26 protein-coding genes are annotated in these 23,802 nt (G+C 37.1%); 14 read left to right on the forward strand and 12 right to left on the reverse strand.

Annotated elements, in window-relative coordinates; genetic code table 11:
- Positions 1 to 28: 28 nt before the first annotated feature.
- Both LB465_RS09620 and LB465_RS09625 read right to left on the reverse strand, forming a co-directional pair.
- Entirely contained in the window at positions 29 to 3,094 is a 3,066-nt protein-coding gene (locus tag LB465_RS09620; protein ID WP_224469654.1) for a TAT-variant-translocated molybdopterin oxidoreductase, read from the reverse strand.
- Positions 3,095 to 3,147: 53 nt separating this feature from the next.
- On the reverse strand, positions 3,148 to 4,518 hold the full coding sequence (locus LB465_RS09625) for a cytochrome c3 family protein (protein ID WP_224469655.1): 1,371 nt from the start codon (positions 4,516 to 4,518) through the stop codon (positions 3,148 to 3,150).
- Between the two features lie 222 nt (positions 4,519 to 4,740).
- Between LB465_RS09625 and LB465_RS09630 the strand changes: the two genes are divergently transcribed.
- A complete protein-coding gene (locus LB465_RS09630; protein WP_224469656.1) occupies positions 4,741 to 5,130 on the forward strand; it encodes an SPOR domain-containing protein in 390 nt (129 codons plus the stop codon).
- A 114-nt stretch (positions 5,131 to 5,244) separates the two neighbouring features.
- Here the strand turns inward: LB465_RS09630 and infB are convergent, their stop codons facing one another.
- From infB to rimP, 3 genes are read right to left on the reverse strand one after another with little or no spacing between them, the layout of a single operon-like run.
- The gene (gene infB, locus LB465_RS09635; RefSeq protein ID WP_224469657.1) at positions 5,245 to 8,004 is read right to left on the reverse strand and encodes a translation initiation factor IF-2; all 2,760 of its coding nucleotides are present in this window, start codon (positions 8,002 to 8,004) and stop codon (positions 5,245 to 5,247) included.
- Positions 8,005 to 8,059: 55 nt separating this feature from the next.
- Positions 8,060 to 9,292: a transcription termination factor NusA gene (gene nusA / locus LB465_RS09640; RefSeq protein WP_224469658.1), complete on the reverse strand. Its 1,233-nt coding sequence runs from the start codon at positions 9,290 to 9,292 to the stop codon at positions 8,060 to 8,062.
- Positions 9,293 to 9,304: 12 nt separating this feature from the next.
- Entirely contained in the window at positions 9,305 to 9,766 is a 462-nt protein-coding gene (gene rimP / locus LB465_RS09645) for a ribosome assembly cofactor RimP (protein WP_224469659.1), read from the reverse strand.
- Positions 9,767 to 9,925: 159 nt separating this feature from the next.
- Here rimP and LB465_RS09650 point away from each other — a divergent pair, with 159 nt between their 5' ends.
- Entirely contained in the window at positions 9,926 to 10,756 is an 831-nt protein-coding gene (locus LB465_RS09650) for a universal stress protein (RefSeq protein WP_224469660.1), read from the forward strand.
- Here LB465_RS09650 and LB465_RS09655 read toward each other — a convergent pair.
- Positions 10,753 to 12,270, reverse strand: coding sequence for a hypothetical protein (locus LB465_RS09655; RefSeq protein ID WP_224469661.1), 1,518 nt, complete (start codon positions 12,268 to 12,270; stop codon positions 10,753 to 10,755). The genes LB465_RS09650 and LB465_RS09655 overlap by 4 nt on opposite strands.
- 181 nt (positions 12,271 to 12,451) lie before the next feature.
- Between LB465_RS09655 and LB465_RS09660 the strand changes: the two genes are divergently transcribed.
- The 10 genes from LB465_RS09660 to LB465_RS09705 all read left to right on the forward strand — a co-directional run bounded on the left by LB465_RS09660 (position 12,452) and on the right by LB465_RS09705 (position 18,567).
- Positions 12,452 to 12,664, forward strand: coding sequence for a hypothetical protein (locus LB465_RS09660; RefSeq protein WP_224469662.1), 213 nt, complete (start codon positions 12,452 to 12,454; stop codon positions 12,662 to 12,664).
- A 67-nt stretch (positions 12,665 to 12,731) separates the two neighbouring features.
- On the forward strand, positions 12,732 to 13,361 hold the full coding sequence (locus LB465_RS09665; RefSeq protein WP_224469663.1) for a metallophosphatase domain-containing protein: 630 nt from the start codon (positions 12,732 to 12,734) through the stop codon (positions 13,359 to 13,361).
- Positions 13,362 to 13,579: 218 nt separating this feature from the next.
- Positions 13,580 to 13,915 (forward strand): hypothetical protein, encoded by a 336-nt coding sequence (locus tag LB465_RS09670; RefSeq protein WP_224469664.1) that lies wholly within the window; start codon positions 13,580 to 13,582, stop codon positions 13,913 to 13,915.
- Between the two features lie 161 nt (positions 13,916 to 14,076).
- Positions 14,077 to 14,328: a DUF3098 domain-containing protein gene (locus LB465_RS09675; RefSeq protein WP_224469665.1), complete on the forward strand. Its 252-nt coding sequence runs from the start codon at positions 14,077 to 14,079 to the stop codon at positions 14,326 to 14,328.
- A 6-nt stretch (positions 14,329 to 14,334) separates the two neighbouring features.
- Positions 14,335 to 15,129: an undecaprenyl-diphosphate phosphatase gene (locus LB465_RS09680; RefSeq protein WP_224469666.1), complete on the forward strand. Its 795-nt coding sequence runs from the start codon at positions 14,335 to 14,337 to the stop codon at positions 15,127 to 15,129.
- A gap of 54 nt (positions 15,130 to 15,183) precedes the next feature.
- The gene (gene truB / locus LB465_RS09685; RefSeq protein ID WP_224469667.1) at positions 15,184 to 15,897 is read left to right on the forward strand and encodes a tRNA pseudouridine(55) synthase TruB; all 714 of its coding nucleotides are present in this window, start codon (positions 15,184 to 15,186) and stop codon (positions 15,895 to 15,897) included.
- A gap of 30 nt (positions 15,898 to 15,927) precedes the next feature.
- On the forward strand, positions 15,928 to 16,638 hold the full coding sequence (locus LB465_RS09690) for a TonB C-terminal domain-containing protein (protein ID WP_224469668.1): 711 nt from the start codon (positions 15,928 to 15,930) through the stop codon (positions 16,636 to 16,638).
- A gap of 5 nt (positions 16,639 to 16,643) precedes the next feature.
- Positions 16,644 to 17,225: a DNA-3-methyladenine glycosylase I gene (locus tag LB465_RS09695; protein ID WP_224469669.1), complete on the forward strand. Its 582-nt coding sequence runs from the start codon at positions 16,644 to 16,646 to the stop codon at positions 17,223 to 17,225.
- Positions 17,226 to 17,300: 75 nt separating this feature from the next.
- The gene (locus LB465_RS09700; protein WP_224469670.1) at positions 17,301 to 17,888 is read left to right on the forward strand and encodes a hypothetical protein; all 588 of its coding nucleotides are present in this window, start codon (positions 17,301 to 17,303) and stop codon (positions 17,886 to 17,888) included.
- Positions 17,869 to 18,567 carry a DUF2490 domain-containing protein gene (locus LB465_RS09705; protein ID WP_224469671.1) on the forward strand — a complete coding sequence of 233 codons (699 nt, stop codon included), beginning with the start codon at positions 17,869 to 17,871 and terminating at the stop codon, positions 18,565 to 18,567. The genes LB465_RS09700 and LB465_RS09705 overlap by 20 nt, the downstream gene beginning before the upstream one ends.
- Here LB465_RS09705 and aat read toward each other — a convergent pair.
- From aat to LB465_RS09720, 3 genes are all read right to left on the reverse strand, one after another.
- Complete coding sequence (gene aat, locus LB465_RS09710; RefSeq protein ID WP_224469672.1) at positions 18,564 to 19,205, reverse strand: leucyl/phenylalanyl-tRNA--protein transferase; 642 nt, start codon at positions 19,203 to 19,205, stop codon at positions 18,564 to 18,566. The two genes, LB465_RS09705 and aat, sit on opposite strands and share 4 nt — an antisense overlap.
- Positions 19,206 to 19,314: 109 nt before the next feature.
- Positions 19,315 to 19,689 (reverse strand): DUF3127 domain-containing protein, encoded by a 375-nt coding sequence (locus LB465_RS09715; RefSeq protein WP_224469673.1) that lies wholly within the window; start codon positions 19,687 to 19,689, stop codon positions 19,315 to 19,317.
- 1 nt (position 19,690) lies between these two features.
- Positions 19,691 to 20,569 carry a flavin reductase family protein gene (locus LB465_RS09720; protein WP_224469674.1) on the reverse strand — a complete coding sequence of 293 codons (879 nt, stop codon included), beginning with the start codon at positions 20,567 to 20,569 and terminating at the stop codon, positions 19,691 to 19,693.
- 112 nt (positions 20,570 to 20,681) lie between these two features.
- Between LB465_RS09720 and LB465_RS09725 the strand changes: the two genes are divergently transcribed.
- The gene (locus tag LB465_RS09725; RefSeq protein WP_224469675.1) at positions 20,682 to 21,836 is read left to right on the forward strand and encodes a sensor histidine kinase; all 1,155 of its coding nucleotides are present in this window, start codon (positions 20,682 to 20,684) and stop codon (positions 21,834 to 21,836) included.
- Here LB465_RS09725 and LB465_RS09730 read toward each other — a convergent pair.
- The 3 genes from LB465_RS09730 to greA form a co-directional block, all read right to left on the reverse strand.
- Positions 21,833 to 22,243, reverse strand: a complete 411-nt coding sequence (locus LB465_RS09730) for an acyl-CoA thioesterase (protein ID WP_224469676.1) — start codon at positions 22,241 to 22,243, stop codon at positions 21,833 to 21,835. The genes LB465_RS09725 and LB465_RS09730 overlap by 4 nt on opposite strands.
- A complete protein-coding gene (locus LB465_RS09735) occupies positions 22,243 to 22,632 on the reverse strand; it encodes an HIT family protein (RefSeq protein WP_224469677.1) in 390 nt (129 codons plus the stop codon). Before LB465_RS09735 ends, LB465_RS09730 begins: the two co-directional genes overlap by 1 nt.
- Positions 22,633 to 22,735: 103 nt before the next feature.
- Positions 22,736 to 23,212, reverse strand: coding sequence for a transcription elongation factor GreA (gene greA / locus LB465_RS09740; RefSeq protein WP_224469678.1), 477 nt, complete (start codon positions 23,210 to 23,212; stop codon positions 22,736 to 22,738).
- 119 nt (positions 23,213 to 23,331) lie between these two features.
- Here greA and LB465_RS09745 point away from each other — a divergent pair, with 119 nt between their 5' ends.
- Positions 23,332 to 23,763, forward strand: coding sequence for a Rieske (2Fe-2S) protein (locus tag LB465_RS09745; protein ID WP_224469679.1), 432 nt, complete (start codon positions 23,332 to 23,334; stop codon positions 23,761 to 23,763).
- Positions 23,764 to 23,802: the final 39 nt, after the last annotated feature.

Genomic DNA, 23,802 nt, shown 5'->3' on the forward strand with positions numbered 1-23,802 from the left:
TTTTTTAATTGATTTCTTTATTAATTTATTAAGCTTCTGTTGTATTTCTAACCTTAGTCTGGTACATCACATTAGGCTTAGTACCCACGTATTCCAATAGGTGATACATTCTATCATCTTCTTTTCTATCGCGAATTACAGCACCTTCATTATTAATATCACCAAAAGTCATTGCTCCTTTATCACAAGCAGAAGAACAAGCTGTTTGGAATTCTCCATCTTCAATAACTCTACCTTCACGTTTGGCATCAAGAATGGTTTTTTGTGTTTTTTGAATACACATAGAACATTTCTCCATAACACCTCTAGAACGTACAGTTACATCGGGATTAATTACCATTCTACCAAGATCATTGTTCATATGGTAATCAAACTCCTCGTTTTGAGCATAGTTAAACCAGTTGAAACGACGTACTTTGTAAGGACAGTTGTTAGCACAGTATCTTGTACCTACACAACGGTTGTAAATCATTTGGTTTTGTCCCTGTCTTCCGTGAGAAGTTGCAGCAACAGGACACACAGTCTCACAAGGAGCGTGGTTACAGTGCTGACACATTACAGGCTGGAATACTACCTGAGGATTATCTGCAGGCTCTTCCAATTCACCAAATTCAGAAAGAGAACTTCCTAAACCTGATATATTCTCTTTCTTATCAAGATCGTCAATAAAACTATCTTCCGAAGAATAATATCTATCAATACGCAACCAGTGCATATCACGAGATCGTCTTATTTCACTCTTTCCTACCACCGGAACATTATTCTCGGCGTGACAGGCAATAACACAGGCACCACAACCGGTACAGGCATTAAGATCTATAGAAAGGTTAAAGTGATGACCAATACTACGGTCAAAACCATCCCACATATCAACTTCAGGAGAAGTTACTGGTTTTTCAACGTGATCTAAAGAAACCTGAGGAACAGAATTCCATACACTTGCGTCTTTAGTATTGAATATTTCAAGGGTAGTTTCTTTTATAATGTCTCCACGTCCCATTAAGGTATTATGAAGCTGAACGCAAGCAAATTCATGCACTCCCGGAGCTTTTTCAATAGTCACCGACTGCACTGCATTTAATTTCTTATATAGTGGATAAGCATTTACCCCTACTTGCATTTCCTCTTGTAATCCTTCTTTCTTTCCATAACCAAGCGCAAGTCCCACTGAACCTTTTGCCTGTCCCGGCTGAATAATTACAGGAACATTTTTAACCACCGTACCATCTACAGTTACATTGGCATAGCTCCCGTTTAAACCTCCATTAGAAGCATGTTCGCTTTCAAAACCAAAAGCTTCGGCATCAGCTTTAGATACCGTAAGGTAATTATCCCAGGATGCTCTGGTTAGAGGATCTGGCATTTCTTGCAACCACGGGTTACTGGCTTGATCACCGGCTCCCATAGAAACTTTGGTATAAAGCGTTAACTCCATCCCCTTATTTTCTGAAGGACGCCCAAGTTCACTTGCCGCAGCCGCAACATTTACAGAACCTACCTCTGAAGTTTCAACCTCTACAGGAGAAGTTGCTTCAAAAACACCATCGTGAAGCGCTGTATTCCAAGAAGGAATATTACCGCTCCAGGTTTCTTTTATATAGTCGTGATAAGATTTATCATTATCAGTCCATCTTAACAAGCAATCCTGAAATTGCCTTGTATCAAACAATGGCCTGATTGCAGGCTGCATCAAACTAAATTCTGAAGTAGTATATTGAATATCACCCCAGCTCTCCAAATAATGAGGAGTTGCAGCTACATATTTACAAAGTTGTGCAGTTTCATCGGGCTTCATACTGAAGGCAAGCGAAACTTCTACATTAGATAAAGCTTCAGCAAATTCTGCTCCGTTAGGCAATGAATAAGCAGGATTCACACCCGCCATTAACACGGCGCCAAGAGAACCAGATTTCATATCTTCGACCACCTGCATAACTTCATCAGCATTACCCTGGCGGGTTAATCTTGGATTATCAGCATCCATCACTACACTACCAAGAGCTTCGTTGATTGCAAGTACTAAAGCCTGAGCATTCTCATCTGGAATTCCAGAAACAACAACAGCTCCATTTCCAGCTTTTCTTAACTGGCGAGCAGCTTTAACTACAGCGTCATCAATTTTAGCAGGCAAATCACTCGTAGAAGAACCACCCGCAACATAACCATAAAGCGCAGCTAAAACAGCCTTTTGCTGAGATGGAGTTACAGGGTAACGTTTATCGGCATTAGCACCGGTTAAACTCATATTAGATTCAAACTGAACATGACGGGACATTTTCCCGTTTTTTGGAATACGACCCTGAGCATACGCCGAATCATATCCTCCACCCTGCCAGTCACTAAGGAAATCGGCTCCAACAGAAACTATTGTTTCTGCTTTAGAGAAATCGTAATTTGGTAATGCACGCTTTCCATATTTAGCCTGAAAAGCATTTAAGGCAGCATCTTCAGAAACCGTATCGTAAACTACGTGACGTACATTTGGATATTTTTCTGAAAATTCACCAATTAATTTTGTAGTTGAAGGGCTAGCAAAAGTTTGCGTTAATAAAACAATGTCACCAGAAACATTATCAAGAGCACTTCCAACCTCACGGTCAAATTCTTCCCACGAAACATTTCTTCCTTCAATCATTGGGCGTTTCACCCTATTCACGTCATACATTGACAATACAGATGCATGTACACGAGCATTAACACCGCCTTTAGACTTCGCTAATTCATTATTTTCAATCTTAATAGGTCTTCCTTCCCTGGTTTTTACCAATACGCTGGCAAAATCAAAACCATCAGCAATTGTAGAGGCATAGTAATTAGCTACCCCAGGAACAATACGCTCCGGCTGCACCACATAAGGAATAGACTTAATAACAGGCCCTTCACAGGCAGCCAAAGAAGCTGCTGCTGTACTAAACCCAACATATTTTAAGAAATCCCTTCTTGAAGTTTTTGAACTTTCAAGGGAATCTTTATCCCCAAGAAATTCATCAACCGGAATTTCTTCAGCAAATTCTTTTTGTTGGAGCGTCTCAACAACAGAGCTGTTTTCATTTAGCTCTTCAACACTTTTCCAGTATTTTTTGTTTGATGACATATATATCTAAATATTAACTTCTTAATTAACCCCGAAAACCCGGGAAAAAACTTTTAGTAATGGCATTTAGCACACTCAAGGCCTCCCATTTGAGCTACAGTAAGCTCTTCTACACCGTACTTTTTGGATAATTCTTCGTGAATTTTCTCGTAATACTCATTCCCTTCCATCCTAACATTGGTTTCGCGGTGACAGTTTATACACCATCCCATTGTTAAAGGAGCATCTTGATAAACCACTTCCATTTCCTCGATTGGTCCGTGACATTTCTGACATTGAACCCCGGCAACAGATACGTGTTGAGAGTGATTAAAGTAAGCGAAATCTGGAAGATTATGAATACGAACCCATTTTACCGGTTTCTCTTCTCCAGTGTAATCCTGATCTGCAGGACTCCAGCCTACAGCATCGTATAGTTTTGCAATTTCACCATCGTAAAACTCTTTTGAATATTCTGCAGTAGCAGTTTCAGGAGCCACTTCAGATATTGTTTTATGACAATTCATACAAACATTTAGCGATGGTATACCCGCCTGCTTAGACGTCCTCGCTGAAGAGTGACAGTATTTACAATCTATTTGGTTATCTCCTGCGTGAATCCTGTGTGAATAATGAATTGGCTGAATTGGTTCATAACCCTGATCTACTCCAACCTGCATAAAGAAGCCATAAGCGAAATAGCCTACAACCAGCAATCCAAACACAGCACTTACCAAAACAAGAAATTGGTTCTCTACAAAAGATTTCCAAATTGGTTTTCTTTTTGGCTTTTCAGGAATAACAACTCCACTTGCCTGAGCAAAATTTCGAAGCGTTTTGTTTACAAGGAATAATACCGCAAGCAGCATTACCAAAACAAAAAGCAGAATCCCTAAAATAACATTTACCGATACACCTCCTCCAGAAGATTCACCGCCAGAAGACTCACCACCGGCTTGCGCCGTTTGAGGTTCTGGTTTCGGCTGCTCTACATAAGCAAGAATATCATCAATGTCAGCATCTGATAATTGAGGAAAAGCCGGCATCGCAGTTTGATTATACTCTTCGTAAATCGCGACAGCCTCATTATCTCCAGAAGAAATCAACTCCTGACTGTTTTTAATCCATTGGTACAACCAATCCATATCCCTTTTTTCAGTAATGCCATGAAGAGCAGGACCAATAGAAGCAGAATATGGTTTGTGACAGGCAGCACAAAGTGAATTAAACAAGGACTTTCCATTCGCAGGATCCCCAAGTCCTGATGCAGCTGCATCAGCCTCTGAAGATCCACTCGATGATTCATCGGTTTGCTCCTGGCCTTCCTCTGCAGTATCCTGAGAGGCCTCTTCCTGTGCAATTCCCAAAACGCTAAATGAGATAAAAAATGCTACACTTAAGAGCAATAGTCGCGAAGTTGAGTGGCGGTATTTCACCTTTTTCATATTATAAGTTGAATTAACGTCTAAACTTTGGTACGGTTTTTACAGCTTAAAGCCTTAGTAATATTAACTCTTTGTACCCTTAAATTCGGCAACAAAAGTAATACTTATAGTCGATTTTCGGAATGTTACATAAGTGTTAATCCTTAATTTATATCAGTTCTAAATAATAAAAGTAACTTTGTTTAAGTTATTAAATTATACTTTTGCCTTAAATAAATAACTATGAGAAAATTAAGCATAAACAAACTTCTGTTAATTTGTTTTCTTTCAGGATTTTCTTTTCTGAATTTAACAGCTCAAGAAAGTCGAATAAATGTAAGTGATGACGCTAAACTTTCTAAACTTTTAGAGTTAAAATCTGAAATGAGCAAGGACAACGAAATTGGTGATCGATTTAAAATTCAGCTTTTTTACGGAAATAATGGCGAAGCCAATGAAGTTATAAAAGATTACCGAAGCAAATTTGAGTATCCATCACTAATTGCCTACGAAGCACCTAACTATAAGGTTTGGGTAGGAAATTTTAGAAATCGTTTGGAAGCAGACAGAGCACTTTTAAAAATAAAGGAAAGCTTTCCTTCCGCATTTATTCCAAAACCGCGACGTAGATAATTTTTCAGAAAAATATATTACAGTTCAATATGATTCCTATTGGAATTTAATTTGAACCTAAAAATAAAAAAAGCGGCCCTAAAGCCGCTTTTTTCTATTTAATATAAAACCTAATTACTTAAGCTTCTTCTTTACTTCTACTTCACGGAATGATTCTATTACATCCCCTTCTTTAATATCATTGTAATTCTTAACCTGGATACCACAGTCGTAACCTTTAGCAACTTCTTTCACATCATCTTTGAAACGTTTCAGTGAAGCAAGCTCTCCGGTATAAACTACCACTCCTTCGCGAATTAAACGAATTCCAGCACTTCTGTAGATCTTACCAGAGGTAACCATACAACCTGCAATGGTTCCAACCTTAGAGATCTTAAAGGTTTCCCTAATCTCTGCAGTACCCGTGATCTCTTCTTTAAGTTCTGGTGAAAGCATTCCTTCCATCGCATCTTTAAGATCGTTGATCGCATCATAGATAATCGAGTAAGTCCTGATATCAATTTCTTCCTTATCGGCAACCTGTCTTGCATTTCCTGCAGGACGTACGTTAAATCCAATAATTACCGCATCTGAAGCTGAAGCTAACAACACATCACTTTCTGTAATGGCTCCTACTCCTTTGTGAATAATATTCACCTGAATTTCTTCAGTAGATAATTTCAGGAAGCTATCGGTTAATGCTTCTACAGACCCATCAACATCACCTTTAAGGATAATATTAAGTTCTTTAAAGTCACCTAACGCAATTCTACGCCCAATTTCATCAAGGGTAATATGACGCTGGGTTCTCACACTCTGCTCACGTTGCAACTGAGTTCGTTTAGCAGCAATATCTTTGGCTTCACGCTCATCTGCCATCACCTTAAATTTATCACCGGCCTGAGGCGCACCATCAAGACCTAAAATAGAAACAGGCGTTGCGGGTCCGGCTTCTTTAACCTCGTGGCCTCTCTCATCATGCATTGCCTTCACTTTACCACTATGGCGACCCGCTAATACGTAATCTCCAATTTTTAAAGTTCCGGTTTGCACAAGGATAGTCGCAATATAACCTCTACCTCTATCAAGGAAGGCTTCTACTACTGTTCCTGAAGCCATTTTTGAAGGATTGGCTTTTAATTCAAGAATTTCAGATTCCAGTAATACTTTCTCTAGAAGTTCTTCAACTCCCAATCCAGTTTTAGCTGATATATCATGAGACTGAACTTTACCACCCCAGTCTTCCACAAGCAGGTTCATACCCGCAAGTTTCTCTTTAATTTTCTCCGGATTTGCTGTTGGCAAATCAGATTTATTTATTGCAAATACTATTGGTACACCGGCAGCCTGGGCGTGAGAAATAGCCTCTTTAGTTTGCGGCATCACATCATCATCTGCAGCAATTACAATAATTGCAATATCTGTTACCTGAGCTCCACGAGCACGCATCGCCGTAAAGGCTTCGTGACCAGGAGTATCCAGGAACGTCATTTTTTCACCGTTTTTCAGCTTCACACTGTAGGCTCCAATATGCTGGGTAATACCACCACTCTCACCGGCAATCACATTCTCTTTACGAATATAATCCAGTAAAGATGTTTTACCGTGGTCTACGTGACCCATGACAGTTACAATTGGCGCTCTATCTTCAAGATCTTCAGGATTTTCAGGAACTTCTTCTACTGTTTCCTCGATATCTGCAGTTACAAAATCTACTTCGTAACCAAATTCATCTGCAACAATAGAAAGTGTTTCAGCATCTAAACGCTGATTCATCGTCACCATCATCCCTAGAGACATACAGGCAGAAATCACTTTCGTTACCGGCACATCCATCATCGTAGCAACTTCACTTACAGTTACAAACTCTGTAACTTTAAGAACTTTACTATCGGTTTCCTGCTGTGCAAGATCATCTTCTGAACGTTGACGGTGTTGATCTCTTTTATCTCTTCTATATTTAGCTCCTTTACCTTTACCAGATTTACCCTGAAGTTTTTCAAGGGTCTCTCTAACCTGCTTTTGAACTTCTTCTTCGCTAGGCTCTTCTTTAGTAATAGGTTTAGCTCTTTTTCTGGCTGCTCCTCCTTTTTTAGCTCCCTGATTTGAAGCTCCAGGCTTCACATCTTTACTAATTCTACGACGACGCTTCTTACGTTTTTCCAGCTCCTTCTTGTCATCAGCAGCTTTCTTTACGTCTTTCTTTTTTTCCGGTTTTTTAAATTGAGAAAGGTCAATTTTCTTTCCGGTAAAATTAGGGCCGTTAAGCTTGGTGTAATTTGTTTTATGAGTCATAGACTCAGGATCCTTACGCTCTTCTTCAGCAGCGGCAGGCGCTTCTTCCTTAGAAGCTTCCTCAGTCTTTTTCTCCTCTTTAGAAGGTGCTTCCTCCTTAGGTTCTTGAGATTCGGACTTTTCTGGCTTTTCTTCTTTGGCTTCAGGCTTTTTGGCTTCCTCGGGCTGTTCAGGTTGCGCTGGTTCTGGTTTTTCCTCTTCTTTTTCGGCTTTTTTCTCTGGTTTTTTATCCAGATCAATCATACCTACTTTCTTAGGACCGGCTAGTTTAGCCCTGGCAGTAACTGCCTCTTCTTTACGCTTCTCATCCTCTTTCTTCTCCTCGGCCTTGCGCTTTTCTTCGAGCTCTCTATCCCTTGCTAAACGCAATTCTTCCTTCTCCTTTCTTTTTTCCTCACCAACCTCTTTAGACTCGACTTTTTTAGATTTGTCGGTCTCAAATTCATCAGAAAGCACCTGATAAACTTCGGATGAGATTTTAGTAGTAGGACGCGCCTCAATATCGTGACCCTTAGAATTTAAAAATTCTACAGCCCGGTCTAACGAAATATTGAATTCACGTAATACTTTGTTTAGTCGCATTGTTTTTGCTTCAGCCATAAATTGCCCTCTAAATTAACCTCTTTTAATTATTATATATTCAATGAGTTTTTTACTACTCTTCAAACTCTTCTCTTAAAACCTTCACTACTTCGCGAATGGTTTCTTCTTCTAAATCGGTAAGTCTAATAAGGTCTTCCAATTCCTGTTCCAAAACACTTTTTGCAGTGTCCAGCCCAACCCTGGAAAATTCCTTAATCACCCAATCTTCAATTTCATCAGAGAATTCTTTTAACTCTACATCTTCTTCCACACCTTCTCTAAATACATCTATTTCATAACCGGTTAATTGCCCGGCAAGCCTAATATTGTGACCTCCACGGCCAATAGCTTTAGAAACTTCTTCCGGCTTCAGCATAACTTCGGCCGTTTTATTTTCTTCATCTAATTTAATAGATGTAATTTTTGCAGGACTCAAAGCTCTTGTGATGTATAACTGGTCGTTAGTGGTGAAATTAATCACATCTATATTCTCATTCCCCAATTCACGTACAATACTATGAATTCTGGACCCCTTCATACCTACACAGGCACCAACAGGATCAATTCTATCATCGTAAGTATCTACCGCCACTTTAGCTTTTTCACCAGGAACACGAACTACATTTTGAATAGTAATTAAACCGTCAAAAACTTCAGGAATCTCCTGTTCAAAAAGTTTTTCAAGGAAAACCGGAGCAGTACGTGAAAGTATAATTGTTGGCTTATTTCCTTTAAGCTCTACACTTTCTATTATTCCTTTTACGTTATCTCCTTTTCTGAAAAAGTCTGAAGGAATCTGACGATCTTTTGGCAGAACGATCTCGTTGCCTTCGTCGTCTAGCAAAATAATTGCCCTGTGCCTAATATGATGAACTTCTGCGGTATAAATTTCGCCTTCAAGCTCTTTAAAGTGCTTGAAGATATTAGTATTATCGTGTTCGTGGATTTTTGAAATAAGATTTTGTCTTAAGGCTAAAATCGCACGACGCCCCAAATCTACAAGTTTTACTTCTTCTGATACATCTTCACCAACTTCAAAATCGGGTTCAATTTTTCTAGCTTCTGTAAGAGAAATTTCCTGGTTTGGGTCTTCCACCTCACCATCGGCTACCACAACCCTGTTTCTCCAAATTTCGAGATCTCCTTTATCTGGGTTTACAATAATATCAAAATTATCGTCTTCACCATATTTCTTCTTTAACGCACTTCTAAACACATCTTCAAGGATGGCCATAAGCGTTACACGATCTATCAATTTGTCATCCTTAAACTCTGAAAATGACTCAATCAAGGCGATATTTTCCATATCAATTTGAGGTTAAAATGTTATGATAACTTTAGCGTCTGCAATTTCAGAATATGGCAATACCGCTTCTTTTTCTACGGTATGCTTTCCCTTTCCTACCGGTTTTGGCTCTCTGGCTTTCCAGTTAAGCTTAATCCCGTCCTGATCCACTTCGGTTAAAGTTGCTTCAATTTTTTCGTTATTGGTAGTCACCTGCAGTTTTCTCCCCAGGTTTTTCCGGTATTGCCGTTCCAGGCGTAAAGGTTCAGAAACTCCTGCCGAGCTAACTTCCAAAGAAAAATCTTCTTCTTCCCTGTCTAGATTGTGTTCAATTTTGCGACTTACCGCAATACAATCGTTAACAGAAACCCCACTATCACCATCAATCACAACAGAAATCTTGTTGTCGTTGGTAATGTTTAGGTCTATTAAAAATAGTGAATTATTTTCCTGGAAAGCTTCCTTCAACAAATTTTCTACTTTATCCTGCAACATAGCTATAAAAAGAGGGGACTTTATGTCCCCTCGCTGTACTTTTTTAGTTTCAACGCTGCAAATATAATAATAATTTCAGAGAAAGAAAACCAGACCTTAAATGAAATTTTATTCTTAACTTTAATAAAGCAATCATTTTTAATCTTTTAGAGTAAATTGATGAAAAAAATACTTGTTCCAACCGACTTTTCAGATACCGCCGAGCACGCACTAAAAATTGCCGCGCAACTGGCAAAAAAACACAACAGTGAGATCTATCTCCTACATATGTTAGAACTGCCCATGCAACTTATAGACCCTGTGGGAGGCGGCAATAGCCAGAATTTACCCGAATCCATTTTTTTTATGAAACTGGCTCACCAACGTTTTGCCAAACTTATGGAGAGACCCTTTCTAAAAGATATTAAGATTCATGAGACAGTAATGTTTCACCAGGCTTTCGAAGGGATTATGGAAGTAAGCGAAGAATATAATTGTGATATAATTATTATGGGCTCCCACGGCGCCAGTGGTTTTAAGGAAATGTTTATAGGTAGTAATACCGAAAAAGTGGTGCGTTCTTCACACATACCCGTTCTTGTAATTAAAAATGAACACGAAAATTTTGAGGTTGAAAATTTTATTTTCGCTACAGATGCCGATGCCAGCAACAAACACACCTTGGATACAGCTTACAATTTTTCAAAGTTAATTGAAGCCCAATTTCATTTACTTTTTATCAATACACCAAACAATTTCATTACCAGCACCGAAGTAAGGGAACGGATAGAACATTTTGTTTCAGGCACCGGAATTAAAGATTATAAAATGCATATTTATAATGATGTAAGTGTAGAAAAGGGCATTTTGAATTTTGCCAGGAAAAAGAACAAAGCATTAATTGGTATTAGCACGCATGGGCGCAAAGGTCTGGCTCATTTCTTTAATGGCAGTATTAGCGAAGATTTGGTAAACCACGCCAGAATGCCGGTCGTAACATTTAAAATTTAAAGGAAAGACTTTAAAGCACCGTTTCTAACATTCTTCCAAAGGTAATTCCAGAAAGATTTGGTTTTGGTTCGTTGGGTTTTAATATTTTTTTGCTCTTTTTCTGCAGAAGTAGCATCGCTATTCACTATTAGGTTTGCGATAGCAGAAAGGAATTTATTCTCCTCTTCTCCGTCTTCCTGAAGTACCTCAACTTTAAAATCTTTATAGACCAATTTCATATCACCGGTAGAATTCTCGTTATTTCCAGTGAAATTGAATCGCATATCTCTAATTCCTCCTTCGGCTTTTACATTTAAAGCCGGCTTCATAAACTTATTAATCCCTTCACTGGAAATGCTATCCATTTGTCCCGAAATTGAAAACACATCAGCCTTATTCGAAATATCAAAATTCCAATTCACATTAAGCTTAGCCTCGCCCATAAACTGTGTTTGCACATCGATATCTGTTCTTAGGAAATCCTCAGCCTCCATATTCACATTACTAACATTGTAAATACTCGCATTAAGATTTTTAAAAGTCACCTTACCGGGACCTCTTTTTGGCTTAACCAACTCTTCATATTGTATGGCAAAATTTTCAACCTTAAGTGTATCCAGTTTTAGCTTAAAAGGCAATTCCCTTATCATTTTACTGTACATAGGTTTTTGGCGAGGATCGTCTTTTACTTGTTTATCGCGGTAAATTTTTATGTCGGCATTTGCTATTCTTGTGTTTTCACTTTCCAGAAAAAGCGAATCATTTTCAAAACTCCAGTTAAAAGATTTAAGAGCTAATTCTCCAAGATTTATATCAAACCTGTCTTTCTCATAAGGAATATGTTGCTGAAATTCCTGTTTACCATATAAGGGCTTCATATTAATTTTACTGAACACAAGAGAATTCCCATCCATCTCCATTTTATCAACATACATATCGTGTTGATCATTGAGATTAAAAAATAAACTATCTGAAGTCATATGAAGCGCTTCATAATTAAACGGAAGTCCATTTTTTAGTGATTTCTGGTCCACGCTTACGTTCTTCAAACTAAGCGATGGAAAATTGGCGAAAAGCTGCTCTTTAACCGAATTGTTTTTAGCCATTTTAAAATTCCCATCAATAACTTCAACCGATTTAATTAATAGATCTATTTCTCCTGAATTCTCTCCTTTAGAGCTATCCTTTTCTTTTTTAGTTTCCGTATAGATTGTTACTTCAGGTTTGTTGAATTTTAAGCTAGCAATTTCAATATTCTTGTTACTTATATATTCAAAAATATCAATCCCATCTATCTTTATTTCATTCGCAGTAATTTGCATCCCGTTCTTTTTATAAACCGGACGACTTATTGAAGCACTTCTACCCAGAAGACTCGCATTTAATTTTTCATATTCAAAATTGGCCTGTTCCAAATTTTCTTCCAGGGCAGTTTCCATTTTGTTTTCAATAAACATATTCCCCCCAATTATGGCCATAGCCAATACAATAAGAATAACAATAAAACTCAGAAATAATTTAGATTTTTTCTTCAAGCTGGCATTTTTTATGACGGAAATTTACAATTTCAAAACACTTAGTCTCATTGTTTAAGAGTTTTTAACTTAAAAATTTAACCCCAAAGTTTTCTTTGCGTTAAATTTTAGCAAAAGCCTATAAGCATCAAATTTCCAATGGTTTTTGATTGTATATTTGCCTCAAAACCTAACAGAAATCATGATTTTTAAACTTAGCCTTAAAATAGTATTCATAGCCGTAGAAATTTTTCTTGCGGTTTATAGTTTTGCGCTAAGTGACAGTCTACTTGTTAAATTTCTGTTTTTTGCGGTTACCGCAGTAATTGTTGCGTTTGCTATAACCAAAATAACAAACAAATTACTTCCTGTAGATAAAGATTACATATCTTCAGAAGAAGGAGCTGAAGATTAATAAGCCAAAATTTTAGATTACAATCCGGACGATTTCTTCTTCCGGATTTTTTATATTTTTCTTTTCTATGAAGTTAATTTGTATTTCAGACACGCATAATAAGCATAAACAAATTCCAATTCCCGATGGAGACGTTTTAATCCATGCAGGAGATATTACCGAAGGCGGAACTAAAAGGGAAGTTGTAGACTTTCTAGAATGGTTTTCTGCACAGCCACACGAACATAAAATTTTTATTGCCGGAAATCACGATTTCTTTTTTGAAAAATACAATGAAGAAGAGATTCAGAAAATTATTCCTGAAAACGTTAATTATTTAAAAGAAAGCGGAATTAACCTCAATGGGATAAAATTTTGGGGTTCTCCTGTTACTCCTGGAGATGGCACCTGGGCTTTTAATCAAAAACAAACCCAGGAAATCGATTCGCACTGGGAGCAAATTCCCGAAGATACTCAAGTACTTATCTCTCACACGCCACCTTACAAAATTAAAGATGTTTTAAACAACGGAAAGCATATTGGATGTGCTTCGCTCTTAAAAACCATACAGAATCGTGAAATTGAATTTCACATTTTTGGTCACGTCCATGATTCTTATGGAATTACTACAGTTGCTGGAACAAAATTTATTAATGCCTCCTGTTTAGATAATAAATACAGATCTCTCCACCCACCCCTCGCTTTAGACATAAATTAGATACGAAAAACTTCCTTTTACCGGTATAAGAGAATACCCTAATTCGATACGTAGTATTTTTCTTTCAACAATTTCTTTTCTAAGATTAAAAAAAACTCAAAAAGATTCTTTAGTCGTTAAATATTTACTAATCATAGGTTTATTAAAAGTTTTTTAACATACAAAAAGAAATCTAAATGTAACTTAGCAAATGCTAACACCAATTAATACCAACACCTATGAAAAATAATACTAACCCAAACACCACTCTTGATGAGGTGAAAAATCTGATTTCTTATAGTATTTATAATTTTAATTCTGAAGAGAACTCAAATTATAATCTTATGCATCGAGCTATTATTAAAAAATATTTTGATGCTAAGAACGTAAGAATTAATTATAGCGAACAGACGGTAGATTTAAAAATACCGGTTGGAAAACGTAAATACACAGGAATTACTTTTGAATGTCAGGACTTAGAACGTTTTCTAAAATCCTGTTTAAAGAAAGATGAAAAAAGTATGGATTTCTATCACGAAATCTTAAATCATTACAACATTTATCACGCTGCTTAAATTTTTAAGCCGTTAAAGATTAAAGCCATACGCTAAGGCGTATGGCTTTTTTATTATTTTATATTTAGTCTTTATCAATACGACTGTTTTAACTTAAATTGGTTAATTTTGAACTTTTCACCTAAAAATTAATTGAACAGCTTTATACCTTATCGCCTACTATGAGTAAAGAACAGCATCCCACAGATCATAAAAAATACTTCATTTTTGAAAAGAAGAATTACCAGTTTATGTTTATTGGGCTGGCGGTAATAGCTTTAGGTTTTATTCTTATGGCCGGGGGCGGCAGTGAAGACCCCAATACTTTTAATCCAGATATTTATAATTTTCAGCGTATTCGACTGGCTCCAACTTTAGTACTTCTTGGTTTTGCCATAGAAGTTTATGCTATTTTATTAAATCCCAAAAAGTAAACTACATTGAACGAATTAGATGCTGCCATTCTGGGAATAATCCAGGGGCTAACTGAATTTCTGCCTGTTTCATCGAGTGGACACCTGGAGCTTGGTAAAGCATTATTAGGAGATAACAGTATCCCTAGCGAATCTTTACTGTTTACAGTTATACTTCACGCTGCAACCGCATTGAGTACTATTGTGGTGTTTAGAAAAGATGTAGCAGAAATTTTTAAAGGCCTGTTTCAATTTAAATGGAATGATGAGTTTAAATTTTCTCTGAAAATTGTTATTTCTATGATTCCTGCTGCAGTTATAGGAGTTTTCTTTGAAGAAGAATTAGAGATCCTATTTGGTGGAAATATAATCTTTGTCGGATTTATGCTTATTATCACTGCCCTATTGTTATGGCTTGCAGACAAAGCAAAGAACACTTTCAAACCAGTAAGTTACAGCAATGCTTTTGTGATAGGAATTTCGCAGGCTATTGCAATTCTACCGGGAATTTCCCGAAGTGGTGCTACAATTTCTACTTCGGTATTATTAGGAAATGATAAAACCAAAGCTGCTAGATTTTCTTTTTTAATGGTTGTCCCTTTAATTTTAGGAAAAATAGCCAAAGATCTTTTAGACGGGAATTTAATGGAAAGCACTACTTCTTTCTCTGTCCTCGCTATTGGCTTCGTTGCCTCCTTCCTGGCTGGTCTCGCTGCCTGTACCTGGATGATTAGTATTGTAAAGAAGAGTAAACTCTCTTATTTCGCCATTTACTGCTTTATTGCAGGAATTGTGTCCATTGGGGTTGCATATTATAATTAACAATCAGATTCCCTTGACAATTTAAATTCCCAGGGGAAAACCAAATAAAATTTTATGACCACAGAAATTGAAAAATTCACTCCTGAAGATTTTAAAAACGGCCAGATCCTGGTTTTCGATAAGCCTTTAGAGTGGACGTCTTTTCAGCTGGTTAATAAGGTGCGCTGGTTGATTAGAAAAAGCTGCGGAATAAAAAAAATAAAAGTTGGTCACGCCGGCACTTTAGATCCTTTAGCTACCGGTGTTCTGGTAATTTGCACTGGAAAATTCACCAAAAAAATTCCTGAACTACAAGGAACCAAAAAAGAATATACCGGGACTTTCACCCTCGGCGCCACTACACCTTCTTACGATATGGAAACTGAAGTGGACAAAACCTTTGAAACAAGCCATATTGCAGAGGAAAATTTAGATGGAGCTGCCCTTCAGCTTACTGGCGAAATTCAACAAACACCTCCGGTATTTTCAGCTTTAAAAAAAGACGGAAAACGCCTATATGAATATGCAAGAAAAGGCGAAGATGTAAAATTAGAAAGCAGGCCGGTTACCATCCACGAATTTGAGGTAGAAGCACCCAGGTTTCCAGAAGTAGATTTTAGAATAGTTTGCAGCAAAGGCACCTATATAAGAAGTATGGCCAACGATTTTGGAATCGCCCTTGGTTCCGGCGCTTACCTTTCTTCTTTAAAGCGAACCCGTGTTGGTGAATTCGTTATAGATGATGCTTTAGACCTCCCATCTTTTGAAAAATTGCTACCTTCAGCATAAAATAGAACATTACGCGTTTTGTTTTATAGCATGGATTTTTTCGATAAACATAAAGCACTCATAATTACCGTACTTTTTTGTTCGGTATTGATTCTTGGACTTTATAATTTCAACTTATCGCAGCAACAAAAAGTTGAGCGGGAAATGCTTGTGGAATTGGAAGAATATACAGCACCAGAAGACGAGGAAGAAATTCCAGAAGAAGAACCTGAACCTCAAACCAACCAAAATTCTCCTGAAACTCACAGGGCTTTCAATGAAAATCAGGAAGCCCGGGAAGAAAATTTTAATAGAGAATTAGATGAAATCTTAGAGCAGAATAGTGCGCGAAAGGAACAAAGTTCTGAAAACGAAACCGAAAGTTCTACGCAGGGAACTTTTGCCACCGGAAGTAAATCTGAAACAATAAAACGATCTGATGGAGATAATTCTTCCAAAGATATTTCTACCCAATCTGGAGGTTTAAGAAACAGCTCTATTTCATTTTCGCTACGCGGAAGAAATGCCGTCTCCATTCCTAACCCTATTTACACCTGCGATAATTCAGGAAAAATCGTAATAAATATTACCGTAAACGCTGAAGGGCAGGTGATTGATACTGGAATCAATAAAGCCAGTTCCAATTCAGATAACGAATGCTTAATAGAAAAAGCACTCGAATATGCCTCTAACGCTGTATTTTCACAGTTGCCGGGGAGAAACGAACAACCCGGCACAATTACTTACAATTTTAAATCTTAATAATAATGTCAGAAATACAACGCTGTGGATGGTGTGAAGGCGATGCGCTCTATGAAGCTTATCATGATAATGAATGGGGAGTTCCTGTTTATGATGATCATACTATTTTTGAATTCCTAATCCTCGAAACCTTTCAGGCAGGTCTAAGCTGGATTACCGTTTTGCGGAAACGAGAGAATTTCAGAAAAGCTTTTGACGATTTTAATTATAAAAAAATCGCGAATTATTCTGAAGAAAAAATTCAGGAACTACTGGAAAATGCGGGAATTATTCGGAATAAATTAAAGGTGAGAGCCACAGTGACCAACGCCCAAAATTTCATAAAGATTCAGGAAGAATACGGAAGTTTTAGCGAATATATCTGGAGTTTTGTTGATGGTAGTCCTGTACAAAATGAAGTGATAAATTATAAAGAAGCACCTGCGACTACTAAAGTTAGCGACAAATTAAGTAAAGATTTAAAGAAAAAAGGCTTTAAGTTTGTAGGCTCAACAGTTATGTATGCACATATGCAGGCCACAGGTATGGTAAATGATCATGAGGTATCCTGTTTTAGACATAAGGAAATTGAAAAACTGGAAAGATAAGCCAGGACTGTATCGAGAATAACTAATTAGCAGGTCTGGAATGATTTCGCATATTGGAAGAAAAATTATTAGTAGATGAAAAAACTATTCATAATAACATTTATACTTTTTACCACCCTGGCAAAAGCTCAGGATAAAAAAATGGAAAAAGAAGAAGGTATAGATCGGGAGGAAATGCCTGAAGACGCATTCTTTTTAATCGATAAAATTCCTCAGAAAGCTAACAGATTACGCTATTATTATCAGACTGATGGCGAAGAAGAAAGTTATGAAACCAAGTTTAAATTTAAACGTTCTATTTTTAGTGTAGAATTTGGCAAAGACGGAAAACTGGAGGACGTTGAAGTCATTTTAAAAGAAAAGCAACTTCCAAAACAAACACTCCAAAACATTCAAACTTATCTGGAGAAAAATCATGAGCGGCATAAGTTGGAAAAAATTCAGGCACAATATTTACCAAATTCTGTAAGTGAAAGTTCTGCTGAAAAATTATTTCTAAAATCCCTCTCGTTTGATACGCAACAGCCCGATAACTATGAAATAATAGTGGCGGTGAAAAACAAGGGTAAATTGAAAAAATTTGAAATGCTTTTTGATAAAAATGGCCAATTTAAAAATGAACGAGAAATAATAAGAAACTCTTATGACTACCTTATTTTCTAAAAAATATTCAGTTTTACTTTTTCTGATTTTTGCATTTCTGGGAATTCAAAATACTAAAGCTCAGGAAAACTTTAGCATGCTAATAGATCCCGATTTTACGATAAATATAGACCCCGATTCCCGCTGGTCATATAACTTCAATTTATCTAACAGGGATATAATTTATGAAGATGAGGAATATAATTTTGATGCTCAGCATCTTCAGCTATCGCATTTCACCAGCTACGAAGTTGGATTTTATAGCAAGTTGAGTTTAGGTATAAGATACCGTTTTAAAGAAATTTTTGATAAGGATATTCAGGACGAAGTAAGAATTGTAGAACAGTTTGGACATTCTCGAAAATATAATTCTTTAAAAGTGGCTCACCGTGCCCGTTTTGAGCAACGCTTAAGGGAGATCACTACTTACAGAACCCGTTATCGATTTTCAGTAGAATTGCCTTTAAGCGGGCAACGAGTAGATCAAAATGAATTTTTTATAATTGGCAATACAGAGGCTCTATTTAGTGTTGGAAGCGAAGAGCGACCTAAACTGGAACAACGCTTTTCTGTAGCCCTCGGTAATGAGCTTTGGACAAAAACCAAGGCCACTTTAGGCTTACAATATCGTTATGAAGATTATACCAGAGATCCAGGCAGCGAGTTGTTTATAACCAGTGAGATTATTCTATCGCTTTAAATCCCCAAATATTCCAGAAATTCATCCCGGGGAATTTCTTCAGCGCCCAAACTTTCTAAATGTTTGGTGTAAACCTGGCAATCTATAAGTTTTACACCTTCTTCTTTCAATTTACTAACAAGGCTTATAAATCCATATTTTGAAGCGTTGCTGGCTTTTGTAAACATACTTTCTCCACAAAAAACTTTTTTATCCATCAGGTAGATTCCATAAAGTCCTCCAACAAGATTTCCGTCCTGCCATACTTCCACAGAATGCGCAATATTAAATTCATGCAACTCTATATAACTTTCAATCATCTCGCGGGTTATCCAGGTACCGTGCTGACCCTCCCGCCTAATTTCGGCGCAAGCTTCTATAACCGCTTTAAAATCCTGATTAAAAGTTACTTCAAAAGCATCCTTCTTAAATAGCTGTTTCATACTTTTTGAAACTTTTAATTTTTCAGGAAAAAGCACCATCCTGGGATCGGGGCTCCACCAAAGTAAGGGTTGAGAATCATCGTACCAGGGAAAAATACCGTGGTTGTAAGCATAGATTAATCGCGGAATACTCAAATCTCCCCCAATAGCCAAAAGTCCCTGTTCATCGGCTTCATAAATGGGTGGAAAATTTTCGTTATGTTGTAGAAAATGCAATACTCAGGGGTTTTTGGTAAATAAGAAAAGTACAAAAAGAAAAAGCTTAGCCCTCTTAATAGGATGCTAAGCTTTTTATAATTTGAATCGAATTTTCTTCTGAAATTTGCTAGAAAGGTAGATCGTCGTAATCCTCTTCGTTTAAGTTGTTTGCAGGTTCAAAATTATCTGGTGGCGGTACATTTTCCCCACCTGCAGATTGGTCTGCTTGCAGGTTTTCTATTCTCCATCCCTGGATAGAGTTAAAATATTTGGTTTCACCCTGTGGGCTTACCCATTCTCTACCTCTTAAGTTGATTCCGATTTTAACCGGTTGCCCTACCTGAAAACTGTTAAGCAAATCTGTTTTATCCTGAACAAATTCTATCATAATATGTTGTGGATATTGCTCCTCTGTAGTCACCACCACTTCTCTCTTTCTAAAACCGTTATTTCCAAAAGTCTTGGTTTCTCCTATTAACTTAATCTTGCCTTGTACTTCCATCTTAATCTGTTTTTGCTAATAATAATTTCCAGGCAGCATCGGTATTGTTTTTCTCTAAAAACAATTGTGCCCGGGTATGAATATTCGTTTTGTTATTTGTTTTTACTAATTCGGCTAAATCTTTATTTTTAGCTATAAAACTTGCAATTTCTTCGTCTTTTGGGAGTGCTTCCACATTCCCCAACTTACCAAGATCGTTTCCGGTTAAAGTTTTACTTTCTTTAATTTCTGCAGGAATAGCATCAATACCTATTCCTAAACTGGAAAGTGGTTTTGGTACCTCGAACATTCCCATATTTGCACGGGTATACCAATTACCACCCATTCTGGCTACCTGATCTATTTTATGCTGATCTATAAATCCCTCTTCGTCTAAAATGCTTTCATTAATATGCATTTTAAGGACTTCGCAAATCACCAGATTACCTGCTCCCCCTTCCTGGCCGGTTTCAATAACCTGCTTCACTTTACATTCAAATTGTACCGGCGATTCAGCCACCCGAAATGGTTTTACAAGTTCAGATTTCAGCATTGAAAATCCTGCTTTTTCGAACTCATTCACACCTTCGGCATATTCGGTACTGGAAAGTGACATTTGTTGAACAATATCGTAATTCACAATATTGATCACCACCTCATCTATATTTTTAACATTGGTATAGGTATGCTTTACCGTATTATCCCTACCTCTTCTCGCCGGGGAAAAAATTAATGTTGGCGGATTAGACCCGAAAACATTAAAAAAGCTGAAAGGCGATAAATTTGGTCGGCCCTCAGTATCTATTGTGCTGGCAAAAGCGATAGGCCTGGGGCCAATGGCACCAAGCAAATAACGATGAAGCTTGCCTGTGCTCACCTCTTTAGGATCTATTGTAAGCATACTTATTTTTTGGCAAAGGTAACGAAACCTACAGGGAATGAAAAGCCGGGGCACGCAATAAAATTCGTTTAAAAACGCTTATCTTTAAATCCTTTAAAGCTCAAAGGCCTGTATGAACTTCACAGACGAACGCACTTTTAATCGCTGGTTTATTATTATTTCGTGTTTGATAGTAGTAGGTCTGGTATTATGGAATACCAGTATTTTCTTTCAACGTTTAAAACAAGATGAACGGTCTAAAATGAACATTTGGGCCAAAGCACAGGAAGCTTTAGACCGTGACCCGCCGCCCGAAGATGCCGATCTGGATCTTATTCTTGAAATTTTAAATAATAATACCACCATTCCCATAATCCATACTGATACCGATGGAGATATTGCATACACCACTAATATTGATCCCGATAAATTAGAAAATGAGAAACAAGCTAAACAGTTCTTAGAAAATTTAAAGGAGGAAAATGCACCAATTATTATAAATCTTGGAAATGGAGAGCAACAGTATATTTATTACGGAAATTCCCCAGTTTTAAACAGCCTTAAGTATTATCCCGTTGGGTTAGTCCTTATTGGTTTTCTTTTTATAGGGGTGGTTTATTTTTTCTACACCACTACCAAAAACAGCGAGCAAAATAAACTCTGGGCCGGGATGGCTAAAGAGACTGCACACCAAATTGGTACTCCTCTATCATCCCTTATTGGCTGGACTGAGATTCTTAAACAGGAAAATGTAAAGGAATCTTATATCGTTGAAATGGAAAAAGATATTAGCCGTCTTGAAACCATTACCGAGCGGTTCTCTAAAATTGGTTCCTCTCCTATTCTGGAAAAAACCAATATCATTGAAGCTACTCAAACTAGTTTCGATTATTTAAAAACAAGAAGTTCGCGCCTAATCGAATTCTCTATTGATGTGCCTAAAGGTTATATCCCGGTAATGTTAAATAAGCAGCTTTACAGCTGGACCATAGAGAATCTAGTGAAAAATGCCATAGATGCGATGCGTGGGAAAGGAAAATTGCACATCGAAATGCAAGAAGATCAAAAATGGGCACACATATTTATTAAGGATACAGGAAAGGGACTGGACAAAAGTAAATTCAAACTTATTTTTGAACCGGGGCATACTACTAAAAAACGTGGCTGGGGACTTGGATTATCTTTAGCGAAAAGAATTATTGAAGGTTATCACCACGGAAGGATCAAAGTAGCCGAAAGCGAATTAAACAAAGGCACAACTTTTAAAATTTCGCTTCGGAAAGTTTAGAATTTCGAAAGCTGCGTTCTTAAATCTTCAGGTATTCTAAAGGTTTTATCTTTTTCAAAATCGTAGCAAACCACTACATCTTTACCTTCGGCGCAAACCTCATCGGCTTCATTTAAAATAAGATGTTTTAAACCGAAACTGGTATTTTTCACAAAATCAATTTTGGTTTTTACTATGGCATTCCCGGGATAATATAGGGACTTTTTAAAATCACAATGAGTAGAAACCAACATTGTTCCCATATTGGTGTTTTCATACATCTCGTAAATCCCTGAAGCCTCCCAAAAATTCACACGGCCCGACTGCATATAGCGCATAAACGAGATATTATTTACGTGTTTATACATATCAAGATCGCTCCAGTCTATCCTAAGCTCGAGCTCCAACTTGTAAATTTCAGTTTCCATTAAAGATTTACGTGAATAGATTCTGCCAGTTTTTTAAATTCCTCATCTTCCATTTTTACGCTGTTAGAAAAGTCCATATCACTCATAGAATTCAGCGGAATAAGATGAACGTGGGCGTGTGGAACTTCCAGACCTACAACTGCCATTCCTACCCTTTTACAATCAACCGTTTTTTTCAGGGCTAGCGCTACTTTTCGAGAAAACCGCATTAATTCCTGGTAGATTTCTTCTTCCAGATCAAAGATATAATCTACTTCCTTTTTCGGAATACATAGTACGTGACCCCTGGCATTTGGATTTATATCTAAAAAAGCTAAAAACTGACTATCTTCTGCGATCTTATAAGCAGGCACTTCCCCTCTTACTATTTTAGTGAATAAACTGGCCATAATATTTTCTGAATTGGTTAGTACATAAATATAAAATCCTTTTCACAGAACCTTAGTTAAAGGTATTGGAAAAGGATTTTGCAAACTGTTAAAAACCGGAAAGTTATTCTCTCCAGATCTTTAATATTTCAAACTTCATCGTTCCACTAGGAACATTAATTTCTGCGGTATCACCAACTTTTTTCCCCAGTAATCCTTTACCAATTGGGGAATCTACAGATATTTTACCTGTTTTTAGGTCGGCTTCACTTTGGGCTACCAGTTTATATTCTACCTCAGCCCCATTAGTTTGGTTCTTTATTTTCACGTGAGAGTGCACTAAAACTTTATCTGTGTCTAGTTGAGACTCGTCTATTACTCTTGCGTTAGCAACCACTTCCTCTAATTTAGAAATCTTCATTTCTAAAAGTCCCTGTGCTTCCTTAGCAGCATCATACTCTGCATTCTCACTTAAATCTCCTTTATCACGGGCTTCGGCAATAGCTTCAGAAGCTTTTGGTCGTTCTACATCGCGTAGCTGATTTAGTTCATCCTTCAACTTTTTCAGTCCCTCTTCAGTATAATAAGATACTTTACTCATAACTTCATCGTTTATATAAATAGAAAAAATCCCATAGCACGACGGGATTTGTTTAACAAATATAATAAATTTACGCCTTGAAAACAATAATATTATTTAGCGAAAAAATTGCTGATATCATGAAAAAAACTCTCTTTTTGCTTTTATTTTCAACAATTTTTAGCGCTTGCTCTACCAATGATGATAATGACTTTAATAACCCAAACCTTATTGATTTGAATTTCAGGCTTCAACTAAACCTGGATTTCCCTGAATATAATGATCTTCAGTTTCCCGGAAATAGCTTTGTAACCTATAACGAAGGCATAAGGGGCGTTGTTGTTTACAACATCAATAATTCACAATACACTGCTTTTGAGTTAAGCGACCCTAACCACCCACCAAAGAATTGTTCTGCAATGACCGTAGAGGGCATAATTGCTACCTGTAATTGCGAAGATGGGAATTCTTATAATATTATTACCGGTGAATTAATGGAAGGCAATGGAGAATACTCTATGAAACCTTACCGCATTGAACGCCGCGGTAATACGATTGAGGTTTACAATTAAAAACCTCTCCCCTCCCATTAAAAGGAGGAGAAAGGTGAC

Origin of the sequence: Salegentibacter lacus, assembly GCF_020164555.1 — a bacterium.
GTDB lineage: Bacteria > Bacteroidota > Bacteroidia > Flavobacteriales > Flavobacteriaceae > Salegentibacter > Salegentibacter lacus.

Coding starts and splice junctions, on each gene's coding strand:
- LB465_RS09745 (WP_224469679.1), top strand. CDS start 23,332: ATGAAAAAAACTCTCTTTTTGCTTTTATTTTCAACAATTTTTAGCGCT.
- LB465_RS09690 (WP_224469668.1), top strand. CDS start 15,928: ATGGATTTTTTCGATAAACATAAAGCACTCATAATTACCGTACTTTTT.
- LB465_RS09650 (WP_224469660.1), top strand. CDS start 9,926: ATGAAAAAAATACTTGTTCCAACCGACTTTTCAGATACCGCCGAGCAC.
- LB465_RS09695 (WP_224469669.1), top strand. CDS start 16,644: ATGTCAGAAATACAACGCTGTGGATGGTGTGAAGGCGATGCGCTCTAT.
- LB465_RS09715 (WP_224469673.1), bottom strand. CDS start 19,689: ATGGAAGTACAAGGCAAGATTAAGTTAATAGGAGAAACCAAGACTTTT.
- LB465_RS09730 (WP_224469676.1), bottom strand. CDS start 22,243: ATGGAAACTGAAATTTACAAGTTGGAGCTCGAGCTTAGGATAGACTGG.
- LB465_RS09660 (WP_224469662.1), top strand. CDS start 12,452: ATGATTTTTAAACTTAGCCTTAAAATAGTATTCATAGCCGTAGAAATT.
- LB465_RS09705 (WP_224469671.1), top strand. CDS start 17,869: ATGACTACCTTATTTTCTAAAAAATATTCAGTTTTACTTTTTCTGATT.
- rimP (WP_224469659.1), bottom strand. CDS start 9,766: ATGTTGCAGGATAAAGTAGAAAATTTGTTGAAGGAAGCTTTCCAGGAA.
- LB465_RS09700 (WP_224469670.1), top strand. CDS start 17,301: ATGAAAAAACTATTCATAATAACATTTATACTTTTTACCACCCTGGCA.
- LB465_RS09735 (WP_224469677.1), bottom strand. CDS start 22,632: ATGGCCAGTTTATTCACTAAAATAGTAAGAGGGGAAGTGCCTGCTTAT.
- LB465_RS09725 (WP_224469675.1), top strand. CDS start 20,682: ATGAACTTCACAGACGAACGCACTTTTAATCGCTGGTTTATTATTATT.
- LB465_RS09720 (WP_224469674.1), bottom strand. CDS start 20,569: ATGCTTACAATAGATCCTAAAGAGGTGAGCACAGGCAAGCTTCATCGT.
- greA (WP_224469678.1), bottom strand. CDS start 23,212: ATGAGTAAAGTATCTTATTATACTGAAGAGGGACTGAAAAAGTTGAAG.
- nusA (WP_224469658.1), bottom strand. CDS start 9,292: ATGGAAAATATCGCCTTGATTGAGTCATTTTCAGAGTTTAAGGATGAC.
- LB465_RS09620 (WP_224469654.1), bottom strand. CDS start 3,094: ATGTCATCAAACAAAAAATACTGGAAAAGTGTTGAAGAGCTAAATGAA.
- truB (WP_224469667.1), top strand. CDS start 15,184: ATGACCACAGAAATTGAAAAATTCACTCCTGAAGATTTTAAAAACGGC.
- LB465_RS09630 (WP_224469656.1), top strand. CDS start 4,741: ATGAGAAAATTAAGCATAAACAAACTTCTGTTAATTTGTTTTCTTTCA.
- LB465_RS09675 (WP_224469665.1), top strand. CDS start 14,077: ATGAGTAAAGAACAGCATCCCACAGATCATAAAAAATACTTCATTTTT.
- LB465_RS09670 (WP_224469664.1), top strand. CDS start 13,580: ATGAAAAATAATACTAACCCAAACACCACTCTTGATGAGGTGAAAAAT.
- LB465_RS09665 (WP_224469663.1), top strand. CDS start 12,732: ATGAAGTTAATTTGTATTTCAGACACGCATAATAAGCATAAACAAATT.
- infB (WP_224469657.1), bottom strand. CDS start 8,004: ATGGCTGAAGCAAAAACAATGCGACTAAACAAAGTATTACGTGAATTC.
- LB465_RS09625 (WP_224469655.1), bottom strand. CDS start 4,518: ATGAAAAAGGTGAAATACCGCCACTCAACTTCGCGACTATTGCTCTTA.